This window comes from Rhizobium sp. A22-96, from assembly GCF_053521805.1.
This window is the reverse complement of record NZ_JBNWDQ010000001.1, coordinates 729,562-751,466: the sequence shown is the minus strand read 5'-3', so window position 1 is coordinate 751,466 and position 21,905 is coordinate 729,562. Positions and strand designations below refer to the sequence as shown.

Here is a 21,905-nt window from a genome sequence, read left to right as displayed (position 1 = left end):
GGCTGGTTTCGACATCTTGCGCGAAATCGGCGTGACCTTTCCGGATTGGCAGTCCCCGGCAGCGCCGGGGCGCTATCAAAGTACCACGACCTTGGTACCCACGCCGACCCGGCCATAGAGGTCCATCACATCAGGATTTGCCATGCGGATGCAGCCGGAGGATACCGCCTTGCCGATCGAGTTCGGCTCGTTGGTGCCGTGGATGCGGTAGAGGGTGGAGCCGAGATAAAGCGCTCTTGCTCCAAGAGGATTGTTGAGGCCGCCCTCCATATGGTCAGGTAGCTCCGGCCGGCGCGCGATCATTTCCTTGGGCGGCGTCCAGCTCGGCCACTCCGCCTTGCGGCTGATCGTCTCCGTGCCTTTCCACGCAAAACCCTGCTTGCCGACACCGATACCGTATTTGACGGCGGTTCCATCGCCGAGCACAAGGTAGAGACGCTTTTCCTTGGTGGAAATAACGATCGTGCCGGGGTCGTAGCCGGAGAAGGGGACAACCTTTCGCGGAATGGGCGACTGCGCCAGGCTCGCCCGCCTGTCATCCTTGAGGCCGGAATTGAGCTGGGGAGACGCCGCGCCCGAACCGATCGAGCCTCGCCGCTGTGAACGGGGCGGCGGCGGGAAATCGTCGTCTTCGTCGTCATAATAGCCGTAGCGATCGCCCCGGTAATAATAGTCATCGTTCAAACGCGGATCATCGCGATAGCGCGGCGGCGGCGCCTGACGCAGATAGCGGGGAGGTGCATAACCATAATCCGGCTCGTCGCCATAGTCAGGCAGATATCTCCATTCCTGAGCATGTACCGAGACGCCTGTCATCAGTACGGCCAGAACGGGCAAAAGAACCAATTTCACAGTCTTCATGTCACAACCAATTTCCCGAAGAACGCACGGGTCTGCGCCCCGCCTCGACGGGGTATGTGCCGCCGACAATTCCGGAAACGGCAGGCGTAATTGTGGCAATACTGCTTTGGAGCTGAGATTTTATGGCTTTCGGAGTATTTGGCTTTTCGTTGCTTGATCGGGCGAACGCCAAAATGGCGAGAAGGGTCAGATCGAGACGGTCATTGGCGGGAAGGCGGGGTTGCCGCCTTCCCCCATGTTTACTGACGCTTCTTTCGCCAATGACGGTCAGATCGGTCGCATGGTCGGTCCAGCTGTCGAAGGCAACGGGTGCCCCTTTCCGTGGCAGAGCAGTCCGTCAGACTTGCAGAAGACGAAGCTGTGTTCGTTCCAGAAGCGGTCTGCAGCCTTGAGCTCACAAGGTTGCTCCTTCAGCATCGTCTTCTCTCAGACTTACACCGCTCTGCGCATCGAAAAGATGTAGTCGCGATTCCAGGAGTGAGAAGCTGACCTGATCTCCCGGTTTTGCACGGCTAGAAGCCTTGACGAGGGCTCCTATCTCGATATCGCCGTGGGTGAAGGTAATCAGCGCGTCATTGCCGTGAAATTCGATCAGGTTTGCGGTTCCGGACAAAACATTCACATCGGTCCCGTTCGAGACCAGAAGATCGGCTGGCCGGATGCCGAGGGTTGCCTTCTGGCCATGCTGCAGCCGGAAGCCGTGGCCCTCGATCCTGAAATTGATGCCGTCTCCGACAAGAAGCCAGCCGTCTTCCACCTGATGTATGACGACGTTGAGGAAGTTCATGTTCGGCGTGCCGATGAAGCCGGCAACGAAGAGGGTGCGGGGCTTTTCATAGATCTCGGCGGGCGTGCCGACCTGTTCGATTGCGCCGGCCCGCATCAGCACGATCCTGTCGGCGAGCGTCATGGCTTCGAGTTGATCGTGGGTGACATAGACGGTTGTCGTCTGGAGCTTTTGATGCAGTCTCGCGATCTCCACCCGCATGTGATGTCTGAGCTTGGCGTCGAGATTGGAGAGCGGCTCGTCGAAGAGGAAGACCTTCGGTGTCTTGATCATGGCGCGCGCGATCGCCACGCGCTGTTGCTGTCCGCCGGATAGTTCCGCCGGCTTGCGGGCGAGATAGGGCTCCAAGCCGAGGGTTGCCGAGACGGCCTTGATGCGCTCGTCGATCTGGTCCTTCGGCACCTTCATCCGCTTGAGGCCGAAGGCGATGTTGTCGTAGATGGTCATGTGGGGGTAAAGCGCATAGTTCTGAAAGACCATCGCCACTCCCCTGTCGCGTGGTTCGAGGTCGTTGACCTCTTTGCCGCCGATCGACACCGTGCCACCGGAGATCTCCTCAAGTCCGGCAATCATCCTCAGCAAAGTGGATTTTCCGCATCCGGAGGGGCCGAGAAAGACGATGAATTCGCGATCCGAGACGTCGAGATTGAAGTTCTTGATGACGTTGATGGCGCCATAGCTCTTGTCGATATTGGCACAGACGATATTCGACATCTCAGTTCCCCTCGCTTTCCATCACGATCTGCAGCTTGACATCAGTGGGTCTTCCAGAGGCCGCACGCTCGAATGCCCCAATGCTGTCGCTGAATTTGAAGGTTTCGGTGATGAGCGGGTTCAGGTCGACCTTGCCCGAGGCAATGAGCTGGAGGGCGCGATCGAAAATGTTTGCATAGCGGAAAACGGTCTCGATCCGGACTTCCCTGGCGATTGCTCCGGAAACGTCGAAGACCACAGGCTCTACCGGCAGGCCGACCATAACCAGCGCGCCGCCCGGACGAACGAGATCGAACAGGCCATTATAGGCCTTCGGGCTGCCGCTGGCTTCAAAGACGATATCCGCCCCCCAGCCCTCGGTAGAGGATTGAATGACATCGTTCAGGGATTGCTTGCCTATATTGACGGGAATGATCCCCGGGTATCGGCCTGCGATTGCGAGCTTTTCGGCGCTGAAGTCGGAGATGTAGACGCGGCTGCAGCCGCCGGCGAGTGCCGCAAGAGCCACCATGATGCCGATGGGACCGCAGCCAATGACGGCCGCGACGTCACCGGGAACGATCCGTGCCCGTGCGGCGGCCTGCATGCCGATCGCAAACGGCTCGACCATCGCGCCTTCGGCGAAGGTTACATTGTCCGGTAGCTTGTAGGTGAAGGCAGCGGGATGAACGACAAAGGGCGTGAGGACGCCATGGATTGGCGGCGTCGCCCAAAAACGGACACTCGGATCGACATTGTAGATGCCGAGCTTCGAGGCGCGGGAGGACAGATCGGGTATGCCGGGCTCCATGCAGACACGATCGCCCGGCTGTAGGTTCGTGACATTCCTGCCGACTTCAACGACCGTGCCGGCGGCCTCGTGGCCGAGCACCATCGGCTCGCGCACCACGAAGGAGCCGATGGCGCCATGGGTGTAATAGTGAACATCGCTGCCGCAAATGCCGACGGTGTGGATCTTGATCTTGACGTCGCCTGGGCCGAGTTCGAGCGGCAGGTCGATCTCCCTCAGGGATAGCTGGCCCTTTTGCTCGAGAACGAGAGCTTCCATTTCGATAATCCTCTTTAAGATGACTTGCGCTTGAAGGCGCTGTTGAGCAGCCCGCTCAGCACTCCGATGAAGAGCAGCGGGGGAATGGACAGAAGAACGACCGATGCGTTGAGAATGCCCCAGGGAACATCGCGGCCGAGCTGGGTAAGCTCGGATGCGACGATCGGCAGGGTCTTGGCATCGGAGGTCGTCAGCATGAGCGCAATCAGGAACTCGTTCCACACGAGGACGAAAGCGAAGGCGATCGCGCCGATCAGGGATCGCGAGGCAATCGGCAGCGCGATGCGGAAAAAGATGGCGAAGGGACCGTAGCCATCGACGCGCCCGGCCTCCTCGACCTCTTTCGGTACGCGTGCAAAGGCCGGAACACTAAGCCAGATGATGGTCGCGAGCGTCAGCAGCGTGTAGGTGACGATCATCGACAGCCTGGTATCGTAGAAGCCGAAATCCAGCCAGATCACCATCAGCGGAATGGCGACGGCAACCGGCGGCAGGAAGCGGAGCGACAGGACGAAGAACTGGATATCCTTCGACCAGCGGTTCGGATAACGCGCGATTGCATAAGCCGCTGGCAGCCCGAGGATCGTGCCGATGAGCACGGAAATGCCCGAGATCAGCACCGAGTTCGTCAGGCCGGCAAAGACGCTGTCGCGCCCCAGCACATAGGCGAAATTGTCGAGCGTCGGCGTGAAGAAGAAGAGCGGTGTCGGAGTGACGATGTCGACGCGGTTCTTGAACGCGTTGAGCGTTGTCCAGAATAGCGGGAAAACGGCCGACAGTGCTGCCAATGCCAGGATGAGCTTGCCGACAAGACGGCCCGTGCGACGATTGCTCATATCTTCGCCCTCTTCCAGATAAAGGTGAATGCCACGGATGTCGCGATCATCATCAGGACCGCCATGCTCGACGCGTAGGAAATGCGACCGGATTCGATGAAGCCCTGAGAAAAGGCATACATATCCAGGGTCTCGGTCGAGATGCCCGGACCGCCGCGCGTCATCACATAGATCAGGTCGAAGGCACGCAGCGACTCGATCATTTTAATGAATGCAAGCGAGATGAGCGGCGCCTTCAGCATCGGCAAGGCGACATAAGCATAGACTTCCCAGCTGCGCGCGTGATCGAGGCGAGCGGCTTCAAACGGCTGCGGCGGGAGAGTTTCGAGGAGCTTGAGGACGATGACGGAAAAGAAGAGGCCCCATTGCCAGACATCGACCAGTGCAACCGTGCCAAGCGCAGTGGCAGCGTTCGAAAGCAGGTCCAAAGGCTGACCCGTGATTGCCTTGTACGGATAGGTGATGATCCCATAGAGCGGATGGAAGGCGAACTTCCAGACAAAGGCCGCCGAAACACGGGGCAGGATGACCGGGATGAGGAAGAGCAGCGACAGCAGATTGCGCGTTCTCGGTGTCGTGCATTCAAACAGAAGGATGCCGAGGCCGACAGAGATGACGAGGGTCAGCGCGACTGTCAGCACTTCCCACGTAAGCGATACCTGAATGGCATTGAGAAAGCGCCGATCGGAAAAGAGCGACAGATAGTTCGCAAGGCCGACGAACCGGCCGTCCGGCCTGCTGAGTTCGCGATCCTCGAGCGAGATAACGATCGCATAGACCGTCGGCACGAACGCCAATATGGCCAGGATGATCATGGCGGGCGTCAAAAAGACAGCCGGTAGCAATATACGTTTGTTTTTCATGACTTACCTTCCGGCGGCCTTCGCACCGATGGACGGAAAGCCCGATGGGTGAAACACCCATCGGGACGGGAGAGGGAGATCGCAGTGCTATTGGTTGCGGGCCACCAGATCCTTGGCGAAGTCGTTGAGTTCGTCGAGACCGCCCTTGATATCGGTGCGCGTGCCCGTGATCAGCTCTTCCAGGATGATGCCCCAGCGGTCGCCGAGATCCGGCCATTGTGGGCTCTGCCAGAAGTTGACGGCGGTCACCTTGCCGGTGTCTGCAAGGGCTTGTCCAAGCGCCGGTCCGTAGGTGTCGGCGAATTTCTTGCTCGTCATGATGCTCGTGCGATTAAGTTCGCTGAACTGACCCGCATCAAGACGACGCTCCTCATTCTCCTTGGATGTCGCCCAGGCGATGAACAGGCCCGCACACTGCTTCGAAGCCTCGTCCTTGTTGGCCTTCGTGCCGATCGCAAGACCGTGGCCATAACCGCCGCCGGTCAACGGTGCCGGTGGCGGCAGATAGCCGATCTTGTCGGCGACCTGCGAGGATTTCTTGTCGAGCGCCATGCCGACCAGCGGCGTCGACTCGATCAGGATCGCGACCTGTCCGGAGGTAAAGGCGCCAACGGCCTCATCCCAGCTGCCGGTCTGGCTTCCCGGCGCGGAATACTTGAAAAGCTCCAGATAGGTCTGCGTCGCCTTCACGGCGGCATCGCTGTCGAAGGTCGGTGTCTTGCCGTCAAACCACTGGCCGCCGAAGCCCTTGAAGAACGGCATCCAGCGCCAGACGTTGGCGCCCGAACCGCGCTGACCGCGCAATGCCGTTCCGTAGATACCTTTGTCCGGCTGATTGAGCTTCTTGACCGCGGCAATATACTCGTCGAGCGTCTTCGGTGGCTGAATGCCGGCCGCATCGAGCAAATCCTTGCGGTAGATCATCAGGTCACCGCCACCGGTTACCGGCGCGAACCAGACCTTGCCGTCGTAGGTCGCAATCTTCTGCCGGCCCGGATCGAAATCGGCGTAGTCATAGTCCTTCGGATAATAATCCAGCAGCGGCACGACCCAGCCGGACGATGCGAAGAGTGCAACATTGGCTTCGTCAACATAGTACACATTGTACTTGCCGATCGTCGAAGCGTCGGCCTTGGTTTTGGCACGACGGTCGTTCTCGTTGAGATAGTCGATCTGGAAGCTGGCGCCGCCGCTCAGCTTGCTGAATTCATCCTTGTATTGCTCCAGCAAGGTCAGGCCGTCGCGCGGCTGAGCTAGGACGCGAATGGTGCCTGAGCATTGTGCTGCATATGTGAATGATGTTGCAGCGCCGAAGAATGCGCATGCGATCGCGATGCTCGAAACGAGCGATTTCATGGTTCTCATCGAAATTCCTCCCCTAAAGGTCCACTGTGCAGATAGCGGATGTCCCGATCCGATCTGCTCCTCCGAAGCGATATTGATCGCCGGCACAAATAGTACGGAGCCTGACACGCGCTGCTAGCGTGCGTCATGCAAAGATTCTATACTTTAATGCGCTAATTGGATTGGCTATTCATCGTACGAACCGGCCGTCTTTGGCTGGTCAGCTTTCGATATGCCGATGGCGTAACCTTGTGTTGGCGAAGGAATGTTCTGTTGAAGTTGGAGATGTTGAGATAGCCGACTTCGAAGCAGATATCCGTGATTGGCATATCGGTTTCGGACAGCAATTTGCAGGCCTGCCAAACCCGGAGCTTGTTGACGTGATCCGTAAAATTGTTGCCGGTGTTCTTTTTGAAGAACCGGGAAAATGCACTTTCGCTCATTCCTGCCAGTTCGGCCAATTCGCCGATGTGAATGTCGGAGGCCAGATGCTCGAAAATATAGATGAGAGATCGCTGAAGGACGTCCAGCCTCTCGGCGTCGAGCTTGGGGGCAAACTCCAATGACGACAGGATCTCGTACTCGTTCGAGGACGACAGCAATTCGAGCAGGGTGATGAAAAGAGACAGGCGGGCAAAGCCTTTAAGATGCCCCATCCGCTCGATCAGTTCGCCGCCCTCCTTTCGCGTGTTGCCTGTGAAAACAAGGCCGCGTTCGGTGCGGCGAAAGAAGTCTTCGAGCTGATTGAACTCCGGCATTGCCTGGGTGATGGCCCGGAGCCGAGCGGGGTCGAACTGGATCACGATATCCCTGCCTTGAATAATCTCTCCGGGTTCGGTCGTGGTCACCCAGTCATGCGGAAGATTGGGGCCGACGATTGTCAGATAGCCCGGATCGAATTCGCCGATATGATCGCCGACGAATGCCAATCCGCGTGTCTTCCTCAGGAGATGTATCTCGATCTCTGGATGAAAGTTCCAGACGTTTCTTGCCCATGGATAGTCGTCCATTCGCCAGAGAAATGTCTCGTTGACGTCGGTGACGATGTGCTCGAAGGTCGCCAGATCGCCCGTGAGCGATGCGTTTTTTCCGCTACCCATCCGCCTTGCCGTCTCTGGTCCCGCGTTTTTCAGCATTACGGTTTCCGGTCGGGGCTGTTGGCTGAGCAATCCATCTGTCTTTCCGCTCTCCGCCGCAAGCAAAGTCGCCTATACCCTCGAGTAGGTGATAATTTAACTGCACGAGTAGGATCTCGTCTACATCCAGATAGATCTGTTGTTTGCCGATCGATGTTCGCGCGCGCATGGCGGGTCAAGAACTATCCCGACCACTCGAATTTTCCGCCTCTACCTCGTTGTCGTGGCTGATCCTGCAGTTTGGAGACTTGAGGTCGCTGATCTCCCTCAATCGCTGAATGGTGACAATGCGCAACAGTCACTTAGATGGCCGGCTGGTATCTCAGCGATCAGTTCTGTAATGATTATCAATGTTGGTGGCGATCACGGGTGTACACATCCACGTTTACTACACAGAGGCTCCACGCTATCTCATCACAGTGACGCTACATGTCTGTTGTTAGCAAGCTCGTTAACAAGGAGACAACAAGAATGCGAAAGCTACTCATCATTGCAGCAACGACAACTGTTCTTGCGGCCAGTGCGGTTTCGGCTGCGACCATTTCCGGCGAGATCAAATTCGTCGATGCCAAGCAGCGAACGATCACTCTTAGCGATGGGAAAGTTTATTGGCTTACTGTCACCCAGAAGGTTGATAGCCTGAAAATTGGCGAGAAGGTTACCATCAAATACGATCAGGCAGGCACAAAGTCCGTGGTCTCGAAGATCGACGCGATAAAGTAGCGCGGGAAAGCGCACGGTGCTTGTAATTCAACACCGTGCGCTGACGGATTGATCCCTCTCCGATCCCGATAGAGTGCACGGAAAAATATGGGATGCAGGCGGTTTATCATTCGCCAGCATCCCAAGCCCTTTGTGGTCGCAGGACAGCCGGTTCACTTTCCCGCACCGTTCTACGATCCATGGATCCTGTCATAGTGCGCGGAAGTCCGCCCAAGGCATGCCTGGACAAGGCCCGCCATGCTGCCCAGGCATGATGCGGCTCGCACAAGCGAGTTCCCGCGGGTGAATGGCGCGGCTACAACATAGAATGATAGCCTCAATATCCTGCCGGCGATCGAGCCGGCCAAATGGACGGCCGCGATGGCCGGCTTGGCCTTCAATTTCTTGCTGATCAGGTTAGTGCTGTGATCCCGACTGCGCAGGTATTGGTAGCGCAGGGTGAGCCGTTCTATCGGAACGGTCTCAAAGACAATGGCACGCGGCGCCCATCCGGTCTTTGCTCCCAGTCTCTTCGCCTGCAACCAGAGCTGCCAGTCTTCACCACCAGATAGCCCGAGACTATTGTCGAAGCGCAAACCCGTATTGCGGAAAAATGTCAGATTTGCCATCCAGCTCCCGGTCGCAATCCTGATGCAGTGAGATTTGCCGATGCTGTGATTGCGCAGCGCTTTCGCCTCGCCGCTTCTGTTTACCTTGTTCATTCCCGACCAGACCATTTTCCTCCACATCGATATGTCAGGCGAAGGGGAGGCAAAACGGACGGGAGATCCGAGAATATCGAGATGAGAGGCATCTCTCTCGGCAAGCAATTCGATAAGCCAGTCTTTAGATACGACCTCGTCATCGTCGGCAAATGTCAGCAGGTGGCCATTGGCGCTGAGCGCGGCTTCCAGAACGTGATTGCGTGCGAATGCGATACCGAGACGCGGCTCGATTTCGTACTGGATCGTGCATTGCGGCAGCCGCTTGTCAAATTCATCGATGATATCTTGCAAGGTGGGGCTGTCATTGTTCTCGACAATGATGAAATGCAAATGAGCATTCGGGGGACTATGCATTTCGGCATAGGATGCCAGGAGCGCGCGTAGCATCACTGGCCTCCCGCGCGTGATCGTGCCGATACAAATGCGGCGGCTATCGTAGATCGGTGAGCATTCGCTCAGAGTGTCATTCATGGTCAAGGGTTACACAGTTGTGCCGCCCGTGCGGAGAAGTCCGCGGGGCGCATGGTTTGGCGAGGTAGCGACAGGCAATGGTGCTGGGGGGAGCTTCTTTGCATGGCAGGGAAGAAGCTTCCACCGCTTGATTCAGCAACAAGGTTTTTGATTTCGGCCCGAAACAGGCCAGCGTCGGCCCGACGATCTAGCCCCAAAGTGATTTCGCTTCGATGAAGCTTCTGGTCGGAGCGTGTCCCTCGGTGTGGCGGAGGCTGGGATTGTTTCTTCCAGCGTCGCCTGCGCCAATGCCATAGCCGCGTTGGCTTGTGCCAGGTCGCTGCTTGCCGCGGTGTTCTGCTTGCGAAGCGCATGTGTCGAGCCAAACGTTGATGGGCTTTCGGCTGCGCCGCCTTTGCGTGCTGCGGAGGGTCTTCCGTGCTCCGAAGCCCCACTATGAGCAGGCGAGGATCGGCGTGGCCCGGAAGCTCGTTTGCGACGGGAATAAAGGGGGCGACAAGCTTGACGCCGCCGACTGCGGGCGTCGCCACTTCCGCACTTTCCCGTGCGTGGGCAATGCCGGCCATCGAGGCGAGAAGAAGCCAGGCGAGGAGATGAGCCCTCGGGCATGTCGGTCTAAGGGCAGTCCGCATCGATGCATGTCCTGGCTACCCGCCTTCATGGCGAGATCGAAAGGAGGAAAACGCATGGGCTCCGCCGGGGCTTGCCGGATACAACCCATGCTTTTTGTCGAATACGATATGACCCGAAGATTGTTACGCTTGTGTTTGCTATATGTGGAGGTTGTGTGGAGGTGGACGATTGAATGTTGACTGCCGGGCCGGCTCAGCCTTTGCTGGTGGAAAGGGGCCGAATGGAAATGCGCTTATTTTGACAGTATCCGGCGGCGAGGTTGCATGGTGCAAAGGCAGCAGCCGCCATAGGTCGGATCGCTCCCGATAATGCCCTTTTGAACTCGAAACACGGCAAAATTCATGAGTGTTGCGGTAAACATTTTTGCTGCATATAGGTTGTGCCCGCAACTCCGAATAGCCTCTGCGTGATCGCCGAAAACAGTCCGGTGCTCCATGCCGAGCTCACCATTTCACAGATCAGGGTATTTCGATGGCTGAAAAAACCAGCGTTCTTGAGCCCATTTCCGAAATTCTGAAGGCCTATTGGAAATCCGATCGCTGGATGCTTCTGATCGGCATCGTGGTGGTGCTTCTCGCAAGCGTCAGCAGCGTCGCCGCGCCCTATATATTTTCGCGAATTATCGATCGTTTGCCGCAGGATGGTGCCGTCATGGGCGTCGTGTTGGGGTTGGTGATCTATGCGGTACTGGTCGGCGTTGCTGCGGCGCTCCAGCATATGATGCAATACCTCTCGTTCATGAGTTCGGAAAACCTTGGTTTCATAGCGCAAACTCGCTTCTTTGAGCGTATTTTAAAGAAGACCACGGTCTTCTTCATCGAGCACAATCCGACTGAAATTCAAACCGCCAGTTCGAGCGGAAGCAATGCGTTGACGATGCTCGTTCAGCTTGGCCTTATCGTCTTCATTCCCGGTATCATGCAAATCTTGCTCACACTGGTGACGCTGGGCGCGTTGATCGATCTGCAGGTGATGACCATCGTCATACTCTATGGCGCGATGACCATTGCGTTGACCGTGATTTCCGTTCGCCGCGCCCGAGTCTACCTCGACAAGGCGATTGAAGCCGGTCAGGAAAATGCGCGTTTCGTGGGAAATGCTATGAATGCGATGGAAACACTGCGCCATTTCGGCAGTCATGACTGGATGAAGCGGCGCTTCGCAACCAAGGCGGCGGAAGTGCGGGATGCTTGGCGTGGCTATGTGCTGCAACGAGTCGGTTACATCGCCGTGCTGGGAATAGCGCTCTCGGTACAGTTTGCCGTAACCTTCCTGCTGTTGCTGCCGCGCTACAGCGCAGGCCAAGTGACGGTTGGCGATATCGTTCTGTTCAATACCCTTTTACTGCAGCTCAACATGCCGTTCGAGATGATTGCTCATGCGATCGACGACGTGGCGCGTTCGCGTTCGACACTCACGCCATTGGCAGAAATGTGGCAGGCGCCGGAGGAGCGTCAGGTTTCGCAGGCGACATCCTTTGTAACGAAGAACGGTCGCCTCGTTTTTGATCGCGTCGGCCATGCCTATGACAACGGCCGTGGCGTGAAGGAGATCAGTTTCGAGGCGCAACGCGGCGGCATGACATTTCTTGTCGGTGAAACCGGCTCGGGCAAGTCGACCATCTTCAAGCTGGCGCTGAAATCGATCGAGCCGGATTCCGGGCGCATCCTCATCGACGAGGTCGACATAGCCTCGATCGACCGGGCTGACTGGTATTCGGCGATTGCCGTCGTGCCACAGGATGCCATCCTGCTGAATGAAAGCCTGGCCGAAAATATTCTGCTTGGTCGTCCGAAAGATGAAGCGCGCCTGCAGCTTGCAGCCGAAAAGGCGGCGATCTTGCCCTTCGTCGATGCGCTGCCCGATGGTTTCGAAACGACGGTCGGCGAGCGCGGCCTGAAGCTTTCCGGCGGCGAGCGTCAGCGCATAGCCATTGCGCGCGCGCTCTACGGCAATCCGGCCATCCTCTTTCTCGACGAGGCAAGTTCTGCACTGGACGAGGCAACGGAGCGTGACATCATGGAGCACATTCGCGCACTTGCCCGCGATGTCACCGTATTGGCCATCACCCACAGGCGCTCCGTCATCGCGACGAGCGACAAGGTGGTGGATATGAGCACGCTGGGTGAAGTGCTGCCTACCGGGCAGTCGTAGCCGACGGTTCCGAAGCGAGTAGCTCCGCATAATGAGCACGGGCGACATCCGGATGCGAACGCAGCCGGCTCTTGAGCTGGTTCTGGCCGACTTCGCGGAAGATCGGATTGAGGGGATCGACCGAAATGCCGCGCTCGGCGCGTTTCAGGTCTTCCGGCAACTCGATGACGGGGATTATGGCGTCCGGGCGGGAGCCCAGGAAGAATGCCACGGAAAATCGCTCGACGCCCGCGGGCGGTGCGATCACATCGTGCACGTCGGCGCGCACGAAGCCGTTGGTCGCAAGCTCTAGCAATTCCCCGGTGTTGATGATGAAGGTGCCGGGAACCGGCGGCGCGTTGATCCACACGCCATCTTCCGTGCGCACGCGCAAGCCGGGCGTCGTATCCTGAAGCAGCACGGTCACGAAGCCGCCATCCTTGTGGGCGCCGACGCCCTGGTCCGTTTCGGCGACGTCGCGGCCCGGATAGCGAATGATTTTCAGAAGCTGGGAAGGCTGCGGCTGGTATATGTCGGCAAAGACATTCTCCGGCTGGCCGAGGGCTGCGGCGATCGCCTTCAGAATATCAATGCCGATCCGCGTGACCTCAGCCTGATAGGCGAGCAGCAGCGGTTTGAGCTCCGGCAGGGTCTCGGGCCATTGGTTGGGACCCTGCAAGCGCCGCCAGGCAGGCGTATCCGGGCCAACCTCGGCTGGCTTGTCTTCCGTGTTGATATCGAGCTGCTCGCGCCAATCCTGTTCGCCGCGGGTACGTTCCTGGCCGGCCCGGTTGTAGCCACGGAAGTGCGGTGATTTCACCATCTCGATCTTGAGCTTCTCTTCGAGGGGAAGGGAAAAGAAGCGCTTCGCCGTCGCAACGACATCCTCAATCAACTTCGGATCGACGCCGTGCCCGGTCAGATAGAAGAAGCCATGGTCGTGGAGCACCGTGCGAAGCTCGGCGATGAAGGCTTGCCGCTCCTCGGCTGAAACATGAAGGCGGGAGAGATCAAGGGTCGGCAACGATGTTTCGGCTTCAGCCGGCGTCGTGTGAACGGTCACGGGTGTTTCCTCCCTCAGGATCTTGTGGCTGAGCCGGGCAAGACGGAATGCGTCTTGCTGATTGAGGGGACGCTATGGCCGATTATTTCCGGATGCAAACAAGATCATCTCAAAGATTGCGGATCTCAGGGAATGTTTTTTGCGGCTGCCATTCTCAGGCTGTGGCGATCGAAGGCGGCAACAGGGGCGCTTCCGATCGTGTTCGATTTCTCATTCCCGCAGCGGGGGCAGAGGATGGGCCGGAAACGCGAGTCTGAAAGGCAAGTCCTGCTGCACGAGTTTGTGCGCCTCCTTCGGCCATCAATGACGTTCTGCATGGCGATGAGGCGGTGACGTGGCGGTTGCTTGTCCGTTTCGACGCTCTTTGCGCCGTCAAGTGGCGGCTGACAGGCTTGCGGCTCGTCTTGCCATGCGTGCCGCCAGCAGGATCGCTTCCCGGCTCGCACCGACATCGGCAATTCCCTTGCCGGCAATATCATAGGCGGTGCCATGCGCGGGCGTGCAGAGCGGGAAGGGCAGGCCGCCCATCATCGTCACGCCCTTGTCGAAGCCGATGAGCTTCATGGCGATCTGACCCTGGTCGTGATACATGGTCAGCACCGCTTGGAAACCTTCTTTGAGCGCTCGCAAGAACACGGTGTCGGCCGGGAAGGGGCCTTCGACATTGTAGCCTCTCGCCTTTGCCGCGGCGACGGCGGGTTCGATGATGTCGATCTCCTCCATGCCGAAGCTGCCGCCATCGCCCGCATGCGGATTGATGCCTGCGACCGCGATCTTCGGATCGTCATAGCCCGCGCTCTTCAGGCAGGCCATCGTCAGCTCCAGCCCATCCAGAATGCCGTCGATCGAGAGTGACGAGGCAACCTGAGACAGCGGAATATGCGAGGTGACGCGGGCATTCCAGACCTTTTCCAGAACGTTGAACTCGCGCAACCTGCCGGTGAAGCCCAGGACATCGGAGACGAAACGGATCTCGTCGTCATAGCCCGGATAGGCAAGCCGCATCGCCTTCTTGTTGAAGGGGGTGAAGCAGACGGCCTGCGCATGCCCCGAATGGGCAAGCATCAGCGCCTCGCGGAAGTTCCGCGTCGCAAATTTGCCGCCGGCAAGCGTCGCTTCGCCGCGTGTAACGTCCGCCGGGTCCAGATTCTGCAGATCGATGAAGACATGACTATCCGTGCCGGCGTCACCGATGCTTTCGAGTGAAGCATCCTGCAGCTCGAGTGAAAGACCCGCCACCTTGGCTCCCTCGTCGAGAATGCGCCGATCGCCGATGGCGACGATATGAGCGGCCTCTTTAATTTCGGGGAGGGCGAGAACCCTCGTGGCCAATTCAGCACTAATGCCGGCGGGATCACCCATGGCGAGCGCTATAACGGGGCGGATATTTGCTGCGTCATTGATGGCCATGATGATCTTCCTCCTCGTTAAACCCAATGGTTTCTGATATAGCATTCAAAATTCTGCATCAAGTATTCTGTATACAGAATTTTACATTGACGCGGATATGCGCCATCGCCATGCTCAGGGAATCGTGGAAGAGGGTCGGCTCGCGGCGATTTGCGAGAGCCATTGCAGTGGGAATCGAGAATGGATGAGACCGGCAGGTTGGATTGGAAAGCCGAAGGCGGTCCGGGCCCCATCCAGCGCACCGTGCTGCATGATACGATCGTCAGCCATCTGCGCGACATGATTATCGAGGGCATTCTGGAGCCCGGCATACGTCTGCACGAAGGCCAACTCGGCGAACGGCTTGGCGTATCGCGTACGCCGTTGCGCGAGGCGATCAAGTTTCTGGCGAGCGAAGGCCTCGTCGAACTGACCCCAAGCCGTGGAGCGTCGGTCAAACGCTTCAGCGGCAAGGATGTTGAGGACATGTTGATCGTCCTGCGCACGCTCGAGGAACTGGCGGGCAAGCTCGCCTGCCAGCTCGGCAGTGATGCGGAGATCGCGGAAGTTCGGGCCTTGCATGACGAAATGGTCCGCTGCTATCGGGTGGGCGACCGTCTGCAATATTACAAGCTCAATCAGGCCATTCACACGGCAATCGTCCGGCTGACCCAAAACTCATCCCTGTCCGAGATGCATCATATGTTGCAGACGCGGCTGAAACGGATCCGCTTCATCGGCCACGAAGGCCCGGAAAAATGGGCAGCTGCCGTCGCCGAGCATGAGGAGATGATCGCGGCTTTGGAGGCGCGCGACGGGGCGCGGCTTTCAAAGATTCTCGGTCGTCATCTCGCCAATGCCTGGGAGCGGGTTCGCGACGTGGTGTGACTTACTCCCCTGCTCGGTAAGAGAACTGTGGATGCCACAGTCGCCGGCCGCCACCCGCTCGCAAGAGCATCTCTCGGTAGAATTCCAGAGCGACATCGCGTATATCGGGCTCCGAACCTTTCACAACCGGCGAGTTGTGCAGGGCATTTTTGACGAGAGGGCAAAAAGATAGGAAGCCAGGAACAAGCACCCGTGCCGAAGCGTCTGGCACGTCTCGTCTTGATGACACCTGATGGTGCGGTCGTTGGATGCTGGCCACCGGTTCCTGTCGACGTCCCGTGGCGGCAGGAAGTGGAATCCGTCATACGCGCCGCGCGCGAATACTATGGCATTGACGTAACCATCCTGCGCCTGCTCGAAGTCTCTCCCGAGAGGCCCGATGGGGTGGAAGTCACCTATTTGGCCGAGATTGCCGAGCCCGTACCGGCCGAAGTTTGGACGGGGAAGATCGAGGCTCATCCGCTGCGTCAAGCCTATGCGCAGCCCGGCGGTCCCGCCGCCGATCTTGCTTGGGCAGAGCGGGTGTTGGCCGGGCATGGCCTGACACCTACGGCCAAACCCGTGCAGGTTCGTACCTGGAATCTCTCCAGTGTCTGGCGCATACCCATCGGCGATCAATCAGCATGGCTGAAAGTCGTGCCGCCGTTCTTCGGGCATGAGGGCCGTGTCATTGCAGCTTTGGCGGGCCAGCATGTTCCAACACTATTCGGCCACGACGAAGACGGGCGCATTTTGCTCGGGGAGATTCCCGGCGAGGACATGTTTGAGGCCGATCTACCGCAATTGCTGGGCATGGTGACTGTCCTTGTCGACATACAGGCCTCATGGATTGGCCGCGTCGAAGAATTGCGCGGGATGGGGTTGCCCGATTGGCGTGGGCCGGGCTTGTCCATGGCGATCGCCGATGTCGTGCAACGGACACGCGAGGAATTGTCCGCGGACGAGCATGCGGCGCTATCCCGCTTTGTCGAAGGTCTTGCCGCCCGCTTTGCCGAAGTCGATGCCTGTGGATTGCCGGACACGCTTGTCCATGGCGATTGCCATCCCGGCAATTTTCGCGGGACCGAATTGGAGCTGACGCTGCTGGACTGGGGCGATAGCGGCATCGGCCATCCTTTGCTCGACCAGCCGGCCTTTCTCGATGCGGTCCCACCGGAGCATCTGCAGATGGTCAAGGATCACTGGAACCGGCAATGGTTGACCCGCGTGCCCGGCTGTAACCCGACACGCGCCGCCGATCTGCTGGCCCCGCTCGCGACAGCCAGAAGGGCCGTGATTTATCAGCATTTCCTCGACAATATCGAACCCTCGGAGCGGATCTATCATCAAGGCGACCCGGCCGACTGGTTGCGCCGCACCGCGGAATTGGTGATGGAGGCGGATTGAGCGAGGGGCGGCGAAAGGTATGCATTCGCGGATTGCGCGATGAACTGCTGCCAGCTTCTCACCAATTTGGCTTTGCCGGCGGAGTTGATCGCCTGCGGTCTCATGTGACTTTCAGGGCCGTTGGGCTACGCCTGATCCTTGTGTCAATCTCTCCAGCTCACACACGTCGCAAATGCGCGTTAGCTTTTTGCCGGCTTTCTCGGCGGCCATGCACATGGCTCGGATGTCAGGCACCCAGTCTTGCTCGATCGCCCATATAGTTCTGAAAAGATCTCGCGTCGGCGGCATGGCTGAGAGGCCGCCGGGAGAATGCTTCAGCGTGCCCGAATGCCAGGCGATTTGCCTCTCAGCGGCGAGCCAGAAGTGCATCCAGAGCGGCATGTCGATGAGAATGATCTCGGTCGCCCGATCTATACGAGCAGGTATCGAATCCCGATGCCCGAGCCCATCGATGATCCAACTTTCCTCGGATATGATCCGCTGATGCTGTTCTGAATAGTCGTCTATCGGCGCCGGGATCCAGCCTTCCCGCCAAAGGAGCTTGTCGATTTCGAAATGGGCAAGGCCGCGTTGCTTGGCCATGTTGCGCGCGAGCGTGGATTTTCCGCCGCCAGCATTTCCCAGAATGACGATGCGCGACATTATATGAACAACCTGAATATGAACAACCTGAGCGATCCGGGTTTGATGTGGCATGATTGGGCGGATTGCCTACCCATACTACAACCAACCCATTTTGCAGCTTGTGGTCAACTGGTCGCACAATCAGACAGCATCGCGCCGCACGAAATGTTGGATACCGGCGGGCATGGTTTCGATGAGGTCTCGCACAGGCAAGGGCTGCAGATCGAACTGATCCAGGGCGGCTCGGGTAGATAATGCCCATCGAAATTCGAGTTCCGCATTGCCGTCCCTGATCCGATGCACGATCTCGTTCTCGTGGAAGGGCAATGGCCGCGACAGCTCCGCCTCATAGTAGAAACCGAGTTCATGTACGCGCGTACCCGCGAATTCGAAGAAATTTTCGATGATGAAGCGCAGCGGACCGATCGTTGCCGGACAGCCGATCTCTTCCTCGATCTCGCGCGCCAGCGTTTCGGCGCTCGCCTCGTGAAACTCCACCCGACCGCCGGGCAGAACCCAGAACCGGTCTCCAACGGCCCGATGAATGAGGATGTGGCCGTTGGAACGGATCAATGCACCGGCTCGCAATTGGAAGCGTGAATCTCCGGCGTCCACGACGATCATGGTGCGTGCAGTATCCGTCATTGTTCGATCCTCCATAGGTTCTTATCGAGATCGCCGAGCCCGAAGAATTGACATCAGCCCGGCCTTTGGAAACGGTGAGACGATGGTAGATGCACTTTTCGAAAGTGATTTGAAATGCGCTTCGTCAACCCAATCCCTTTCGTCAGCGATATCGAACGCTCAAAGATGTTTTATCGCGACGTTTTGGGGCTCAAAGTCCTGAGCGATTTCGGAAGCTTCGTTCTGTTCGAGACAGGCTTTGCGATTCATGACGGAAAAGCGCTCGAGCAGACGGTCTGGAAGACATCTGCCGAAATGTTGGAGCCATATGGCCGCCGCAACATCCTTCTCTATTTCGAGGACGACGATGTGGATGCGGCCTTTGAGAGAATAGCGCCGCATGCCGAGCTTATTCATCCCGTCGAGCGCCAGGAATGGGGACAGCGGGTCTTCCGTTTCCACGATCCCGACGGTCATGCGGTGGAGATCGGCGAGCCGCAGTCTGTCGGGATCGCTGAAGGCTAAAGGTACATGATGTGAGAACACTTCTATTGCGTCTGCGCTCTCAAAGCCTGTCGAATATCGCTGACGCCACCATGACTTCCGTCCCTGCCAGACCAACAGAGCAAAAAAGCGTCATGTCGAGTGCAGATATTCGAGCGGGGACGGTGTTGGTGACAACGTCGGCCAGTTCCTTCATGCGATGTTCGTGACCTGATCCGGCAAGAAAAAAGGGCGAGGCATAAGCCTGTGTCTGCTCCAGGGAATCGGTGACGATCATGTTGGCGACATCTGCTATGTCCAAACCGATTTCATTTGCCTGCCGTGTTTTCGGGCCGACCGTGTTGATATGCACCCCGGGCTTCAAATCCGCCGCATGGATGAGCGGTGCATCGCTGCTTGTTGCGCAAAGCACGATATCGGCATCCGCTACGGCCTCGGCAGCGCTTTCGACGGGGTCGATCGCTATACCCAACTCACTATGCATGTCTTCGGCAAAGTCGGTGCGGCTTCTCTCGTCGCGGCTGAAGACGCGGACGCCTGTTATGTCTCGAACCGCGGCTGCGGCAATCAGCTGAGTTCTCGCTTGAGCGCCACTGCCCAAAATACCAACGGTTCTGGCGTTTGGGGCGCTGAGATGACGTATGGCGAGGCCTCCGATTGCTCCCGTCCTGATTTGGCCCAGCCGCTCACCTATGATGATCCCTATGAGTTTGGCATCATCCGCAGACCAAACGGCGACAATCTGCGTGTGCTCCGTTCCGTTGAACGTTTCATAAACGCGGAAACCGGCAAGCGGCGTCTCTCCAAGGATGCCTCCAACGGTAAACACCAGATCGCCTTGGCCGGGAAACGGGACATGATGTCGAGGCGGGGAGACAAATTTGCCCGTTGCTTTGGCATGGAAGGCCGCTTCCATCGCGTCGATTGCGACGGGCATCAATGCGATACTGTCCAAATCCTGGTCTTGCAGTATTTTCATCATCGGGAATCTCCAACTCAAAGCCGAGTTTGCAACCTCAAGCCCGGTTGAGGTCAAGCTGTTGAGCCGAAACGATAGAGAATGAGGATGCAAGCCTTGCGTGGTCTCAAATTCGAGCAGCTGACGGAACATCTTCCGCCGGATTTTGATGTGCTGCGCCGGGATGCTGCTGCGGAGGGCAAGCGGTTTTTGGAGCGGCTGTATGTTGAGTGGCAGAGCGGTGAACAGCGTTTCAGCGGGACACATGAAGCTCTGTTGGCGGCCAGGGTGAATGGCGAGTTGGCGGGGATCGGCGGGATGACAATCGATCCCGTTATATCTTCCGCCATGCGTATGCGCCGCTTCTTTGTGCGTCCGGCATACCGGCGACATGGCCTCGGTCGCCAATTGGCGGCGGCGATCTTGAACCGGCCGGTTCCGAGCGGGACGATTATCACGGTGAACACCGATAGCGCTGAGGCGGCTGCATTTTGGGAAGCCATCGGCTTTCGGCACGAGCCGAGGAATGGCTTTACCCACTATCTCCGTTACCGTAGCTCTGGCGATGTGCGCTCGACCGATGATGTTGTCGGGCTTCTACGGTGATGAAATATGCTATCTGGCTTTTATGATGCACGATGATATTGCGCCTGAAGAAACCGCCATCCAACGCCTGCTGCGGGAAATGACGCCGCAATGGGCTGATCTTCCCGTTCGGCGGCTGATATCCTCGGGTACCGATAATGCGATCTATCGCATCGGAGAGCAATTGCTGCTGCGCCTTCCGCGCCGCGAGGCTGCGGCGAATCTCGTCGCCAAAGAACTCGATTGGTTGCCCCGTTTCACAAACCTCCCACTCGACGTGCCGAGATTGCTGTTCCGGGGGAGTGCCGATTTCGGCCTGAAATGCGATTTCGGGATTTTCGAATGGATGGACGGGGATATTGCCTCCCCACAAGCCATTGCCGATCCGGCTGCAGCCGCGCTCGCACTTGCGGCCTTTCTGAAAGCGCTGCATCAGGTGGATATCAGTGGGGCGCCGCATGCGGGCGAACTCAATCATCGCCGCGGTGTGGCGCTGGAGGTTTTGTCTTCCGTTACGCTGCCGGCCATCGATATTCTGGCGGACGAGATCGATGCAGAGGCTGCGCGGCGGCTTTGGCAGAAAGCGTGCGCGACTGTGCATCAAGGCCCGCCGGTCTGGCTGCATGGGGACATCAAGGCGGACAATCTGATCGCGAGAGACGGGCATCTTACGGGAGTGATCGACTGGGGCCTTTGCGCTGTGGGCGATCCGGCCGCGGACTATGCGGCTGCGTGGTCCTGGGTGGAGCCTTCTGCGCGTGAGGCCTTTCGTGCGGCCTGCGACGTGAGTGATGCCGATTGGCTGCGGGCCGAAGGCTGGGCACTTTATGGCGCCGTCATCGCGCTAAGCTATTATCGGGGCGGGCGAAACGAGGCGCTATGCGAGCAATCGCGCCTCACCCTCTCACGCCTCAACATGCGCTAGTCCCGTCCACACGGTTTCGGCAGTCATCTCGCTACAGCATGCGTCGCAGCACTTCATCCTTCCGGAAGAAATGATGCCAGAGAGCCGCCAGAATATGCAGGCTGACGACCGCATAGAGGCAATAGGCGCCATATTCGTGGACTTCGGCAGCGGCTCTCGCCAGCGGCCTGTTGAGCGGCAGCAGATTTGGCCATTCGAAGAGGCCGAACCAGGGGAGATCACGCCCGCCGGCGGCCGAGGTGGTGTAGCCGGCCAGCGGCATCAGGATCATCAATGCGTAGAGCAGGATATGCGCGCCGCGCGCGGCATAGTGGTTGAAGCCATCGAGCGGCTGCCGATAGGCAGGCTCGCCAAGCGAAAGCCTGAGCGGCAGGCGGATGGCGATGAGGAAGAGTGCGGTCATGCCAAGTGATTTATGTATATCGAGAAGGGCTTGGCGTACCGGCGTGCCCGGCACGAGGTAGGAACAGTAGAGGCCGATGGCGAGGGCGGAAATAATGACGATAGCCATTAGCCAATGCAGGATCCGCTGCGATGGTCGGTATCGGGTGTTTGGCGCGTCTTCTTCAGGCGCTAAAGTGGCGGACATATGCTTCTCCGGGTCGTCTGGGGGTACGGCGCGGATGCGGTGATCGGTCGAAATATGGCTGATTTGAGGGCCTCTCCGTTCACCTTCTCGCGAGCGGGCCATCCAGGTTAGAAGCGT

The 21,905-nt window shown here is 58.3% G+C and carries 21 protein-coding genes; 7 read left to right on the top strand and 14 right to left on the bottom strand.

Annotated elements, in window-relative coordinates; translation table 11 throughout:
- Positions 1 to 75 precede the first annotated feature (75 nt).
- From ACQZ6F_RS03385 to ACQZ6F_RS03355, 7 genes are all read right to left on the bottom strand, one after another.
- The gene (locus ACQZ6F_RS03385) at positions 76 to 684 is read right to left on the bottom strand and encodes a L,D-transpeptidase (RefSeq protein WP_449093127.1); all 609 of its coding nucleotides are present in this window, start codon (positions 682 to 684) and stop codon (positions 76 to 78) included.
- 571 nt (positions 685 to 1,255) lie between these two features.
- On the bottom strand, positions 1,256 to 2,362 hold the full coding sequence (locus ACQZ6F_RS03380; protein WP_449092648.1) for an ABC transporter ATP-binding protein: 1,107 nt from the start codon (positions 2,360 to 2,362) through the stop codon (positions 1,256 to 1,258).
- 1 nt (position 2,363) lies between these two features.
- A complete protein-coding gene (locus tag ACQZ6F_RS03375) occupies positions 2,364 to 3,410 on the bottom strand; it encodes an NAD(P)-dependent alcohol dehydrogenase (RefSeq protein WP_068393576.1) in 1,047 nt (348 codons plus the stop codon).
- Between the two features lie 14 nt (positions 3,411 to 3,424).
- The gene (locus ACQZ6F_RS03370) at positions 3,425 to 4,246 is read right to left on the bottom strand and encodes a carbohydrate ABC transporter permease (protein ID WP_449092647.1); all 822 of its coding nucleotides are present in this window, start codon (positions 4,244 to 4,246) and stop codon (positions 3,425 to 3,427) included.
- Entirely contained in the window at positions 4,243 to 5,109 is an 867-nt protein-coding gene (locus ACQZ6F_RS03365; protein ID WP_449092646.1) for a carbohydrate ABC transporter permease, read from the bottom strand. Before ACQZ6F_RS03365 ends, ACQZ6F_RS03370 begins: the two co-directional genes overlap by 4 nt.
- Positions 5,110 to 5,196: 87 nt before the next feature.
- A complete protein-coding gene (locus tag ACQZ6F_RS03360; protein WP_449092645.1) occupies positions 5,197 to 6,474 on the bottom strand; it encodes an ABC transporter substrate-binding protein in 1,278 nt (425 codons plus the stop codon).
- 152 nt (positions 6,475 to 6,626) lie between these two features.
- Positions 6,627 to 7,589, bottom strand: a complete 963-nt coding sequence (locus ACQZ6F_RS03355) for an AraC family transcriptional regulator (RefSeq protein ID WP_449092644.1) — start codon at positions 7,587 to 7,589, stop codon at positions 6,627 to 6,629.
- 471 nt (positions 7,590 to 8,060) lie between these two features.
- Here ACQZ6F_RS03355 and ACQZ6F_RS03350 point away from each other — a divergent pair, with 471 nt between their 5' ends.
- A complete protein-coding gene (locus ACQZ6F_RS03350; protein WP_449092643.1) occupies positions 8,061 to 8,312 on the top strand; it encodes a DUF1344 domain-containing protein in 252 nt (83 codons plus the stop codon).
- A 170-nt stretch (positions 8,313 to 8,482) separates the two neighbouring features.
- Here the strand turns inward: ACQZ6F_RS03350 and ACQZ6F_RS03345 are convergent, their stop codons facing one another.
- Entirely contained in the window at positions 8,483 to 9,487 is a 1,005-nt protein-coding gene (locus ACQZ6F_RS03345) for a glycosyltransferase (RefSeq protein WP_449092642.1), read from the bottom strand.
- A 1,104-nt stretch (positions 9,488 to 10,591) separates the two neighbouring features.
- On the opposite strand from ACQZ6F_RS03345, the gene ACQZ6F_RS03340 reads away from it, so the two are divergent.
- A complete protein-coding gene (locus ACQZ6F_RS03340) occupies positions 10,592 to 12,274 on the top strand; it encodes an ABC transporter ATP-binding protein (protein ID WP_449092641.1) in 1,683 nt (560 codons plus the stop codon).
- On the opposite strand, the gene ACQZ6F_RS03335 is transcribed toward ACQZ6F_RS03340, so the two are convergent.
- Together ACQZ6F_RS03335 and ACQZ6F_RS03330 are read right to left on the bottom strand one after the other, a co-directional pair.
- Positions 12,258 to 13,316 (bottom strand): isopenicillin N synthase family dioxygenase, encoded by a 1,059-nt coding sequence (locus tag ACQZ6F_RS03335; RefSeq protein WP_449092640.1) that lies wholly within the window; start codon positions 13,314 to 13,316, stop codon positions 12,258 to 12,260. The two genes, ACQZ6F_RS03340 and ACQZ6F_RS03335, sit on opposite strands and share 17 nt — an antisense overlap.
- 372 nt (positions 13,317 to 13,688) lie before the next feature.
- Entirely contained in the window at positions 13,689 to 14,726 is a 1,038-nt protein-coding gene (locus ACQZ6F_RS03330; RefSeq protein ID WP_449092639.1) for a 4-hydroxythreonine-4-phosphate dehydrogenase PdxA, read from the bottom strand.
- A gap of 180 nt (positions 14,727 to 14,906) precedes the next feature.
- Here ACQZ6F_RS03330 and ACQZ6F_RS03325 point away from each other — a divergent pair, with 180 nt between their 5' ends.
- Positions 14,907 to 15,593 carry a GntR family transcriptional regulator gene (locus ACQZ6F_RS03325; RefSeq protein ID WP_449092638.1) on the top strand — a complete coding sequence of 229 codons (687 nt, stop codon included), beginning with the start codon at positions 14,907 to 14,909 and terminating at the stop codon, positions 15,591 to 15,593.
- Between the two features lie 192 nt (positions 15,594 to 15,785).
- Positions 15,786 to 16,979, top strand: coding sequence for a phosphotransferase family protein (locus tag ACQZ6F_RS03320; RefSeq protein WP_449092637.1), 1,194 nt, complete (start codon positions 15,786 to 15,788; stop codon positions 16,977 to 16,979).
- Between the two features lie 111 nt (positions 16,980 to 17,090).
- On the opposite strand, the gene ACQZ6F_RS03315 is transcribed toward ACQZ6F_RS03320, so the two are convergent.
- Together ACQZ6F_RS03315 and ACQZ6F_RS03310 are read right to left on the bottom strand one after the other, a co-directional pair.
- A complete protein-coding gene (locus tag ACQZ6F_RS03315; protein ID WP_449092636.1) occupies positions 17,091 to 17,621 on the bottom strand; it encodes an adenylate kinase in 531 nt (176 codons plus the stop codon).
- A gap of 123 nt (positions 17,622 to 17,744) precedes the next feature.
- A complete protein-coding gene (locus ACQZ6F_RS03310; RefSeq protein ID WP_449092635.1) occupies positions 17,745 to 18,248 on the bottom strand; it encodes an NUDIX hydrolase in 504 nt (167 codons plus the stop codon).
- A 114-nt stretch (positions 18,249 to 18,362) separates the two neighbouring features.
- On the opposite strand from ACQZ6F_RS03310, the gene ACQZ6F_RS03305 reads away from it, so the two are divergent.
- Complete coding sequence (locus ACQZ6F_RS03305) at positions 18,363 to 18,752, top strand: VOC family protein (RefSeq protein ID WP_449092634.1); 390 nt, start codon at positions 18,363 to 18,365, stop codon at positions 18,750 to 18,752.
- A gap of 40 nt (positions 18,753 to 18,792) precedes the next feature.
- Here the strand turns inward: ACQZ6F_RS03305 and ACQZ6F_RS03300 are convergent, their stop codons facing one another.
- On the bottom strand, positions 18,793 to 19,713 hold the full coding sequence (locus tag ACQZ6F_RS03300; protein ID WP_449092633.1) for an ornithine cyclodeaminase family protein: 921 nt from the start codon (positions 19,711 to 19,713) through the stop codon (positions 18,793 to 18,795).
- A gap of 84 nt (positions 19,714 to 19,797) precedes the next feature.
- Between ACQZ6F_RS03300 and ACQZ6F_RS03295 the strand changes: the two genes are divergently transcribed.
- Positions 19,798 to 20,295 carry a GNAT family N-acetyltransferase gene (locus ACQZ6F_RS03295; protein WP_449092632.1) on the top strand — a complete coding sequence of 166 codons (498 nt, stop codon included), beginning with the start codon at positions 19,798 to 19,800 and terminating at the stop codon, positions 20,293 to 20,295.
- 25 nt (positions 20,296 to 20,320) lie between these two features.
- The gene (locus ACQZ6F_RS03290; RefSeq protein ID WP_449092631.1) at positions 20,321 to 21,199 is read left to right on the top strand and encodes an aminoglycoside phosphotransferase family protein; all 879 of its coding nucleotides are present in this window, start codon (positions 20,321 to 20,323) and stop codon (positions 21,197 to 21,199) included.
- Between the two features lie 31 nt (positions 21,200 to 21,230).
- On the opposite strand, the gene ACQZ6F_RS03285 is transcribed toward ACQZ6F_RS03290, so the two are convergent.
- Entirely contained in the window at positions 21,231 to 21,788 is a 558-nt protein-coding gene (locus ACQZ6F_RS03285) for a cytochrome b (protein ID WP_449092630.1), read from the bottom strand.
- Positions 21,789 to 21,905: the final 117 nt, after the last annotated feature.

What these genes read in the sequence shown, in the direction of transcription:
- ACQZ6F_RS03380 (WP_449092648.1), bottom strand. Translation starts at nt 2,362, where the DNA reads ATGTCGAATATCGTCTGTGCCAATATCGACAAGAGCTATGGCGCCATC.
- ACQZ6F_RS03375 (WP_068393576.1), bottom strand. Translation starts at nt 3,410, where the DNA reads ATGGAAGCTCTCGTTCTCGAGCAAAAGGGCCAGCTATCCCTGAGGGAG.
- ACQZ6F_RS03370 (WP_449092647.1), bottom strand. Translation starts at nt 4,246, where the DNA reads ATGAGCAATCGTCGCACGGGCCGTCTTGTCGGCAAGCTCATCCTGGCA.
- ACQZ6F_RS03365 (WP_449092646.1), bottom strand. Translation starts at nt 5,109, where the DNA reads ATGAAAAACAAACGTATATTGCTACCGGCTGTCTTTTTGACGCCCGCC.
- ACQZ6F_RS03360 (WP_449092645.1), bottom strand. Translation starts at nt 6,474, where the DNA reads ATGAGAACCATGAAATCGCTCGTTTCGAGCATCGCGATCGCATGCGCA.
- ACQZ6F_RS03355 (WP_449092644.1), bottom strand. Translation starts at nt 7,589, where the DNA reads ATGCTGAAAAACGCGGGACCAGAGACGGCAAGGCGGATGGGTAGCGGA.
- ACQZ6F_RS03350 (WP_449092643.1), top strand. Translation starts at nt 8,061, where the DNA reads ATGCGAAAGCTACTCATCATTGCAGCAACGACAACTGTTCTTGCGGCC.
- ACQZ6F_RS03345 (WP_449092642.1), bottom strand. Translation starts at nt 9,487, where the DNA reads ATGAATGACACTCTGAGCGAATGCTCACCGATCTACGATAGCCGCCGC.
- ACQZ6F_RS03340 (WP_449092641.1), top strand. Translation starts at nt 10,592, where the DNA reads ATGGCTGAAAAAACCAGCGTTCTTGAGCCCATTTCCGAAATTCTGAAG.
- ACQZ6F_RS03330 (WP_449092639.1), bottom strand. Translation starts at nt 14,726, where the DNA reads ATGGCCATCAATGACGCAGCAAATATCCGCCCCGTTATAGCGCTCGCC.
- ACQZ6F_RS03325 (WP_449092638.1), top strand. Translation starts at nt 14,907, where the DNA reads ATGGATGAGACCGGCAGGTTGGATTGGAAAGCCGAAGGCGGTCCGGGC.
- ACQZ6F_RS03315 (WP_449092636.1), bottom strand. Translation starts at nt 17,621, where the DNA reads ATGTCGCGCATCGTCATTCTGGGAAATGCTGGCGGCGGAAAATCCACG.
- ACQZ6F_RS03310 (WP_449092635.1), bottom strand. Translation starts at nt 18,248, where the DNA reads ATGACGGATACTGCACGCACCATGATCGTCGTGGACGCCGGAGATTCA.
- ACQZ6F_RS03305 (WP_449092634.1), top strand. Translation starts at nt 18,363, where the DNA reads ATGCGCTTCGTCAACCCAATCCCTTTCGTCAGCGATATCGAACGCTCA.
- ACQZ6F_RS03300 (WP_449092633.1), bottom strand. Translation starts at nt 19,713, where the DNA reads ATGATGAAAATACTGCAAGACCAGGATTTGGACAGTATCGCATTGATG.
- ACQZ6F_RS03295 (WP_449092632.1), top strand. Translation starts at nt 19,798, where the DNA reads ATGCAAGCCTTGCGTGGTCTCAAATTCGAGCAGCTGACGGAACATCTT.
- ACQZ6F_RS03290 (WP_449092631.1), top strand. Translation starts at nt 20,321, where the DNA reads ATGCACGATGATATTGCGCCTGAAGAAACCGCCATCCAACGCCTGCTG.
- ACQZ6F_RS03285 (WP_449092630.1), bottom strand. Translation starts at nt 21,788, where the DNA reads ATGTCCGCCACTTTAGCGCCTGAAGAAGACGCGCCAAACACCCGATAC.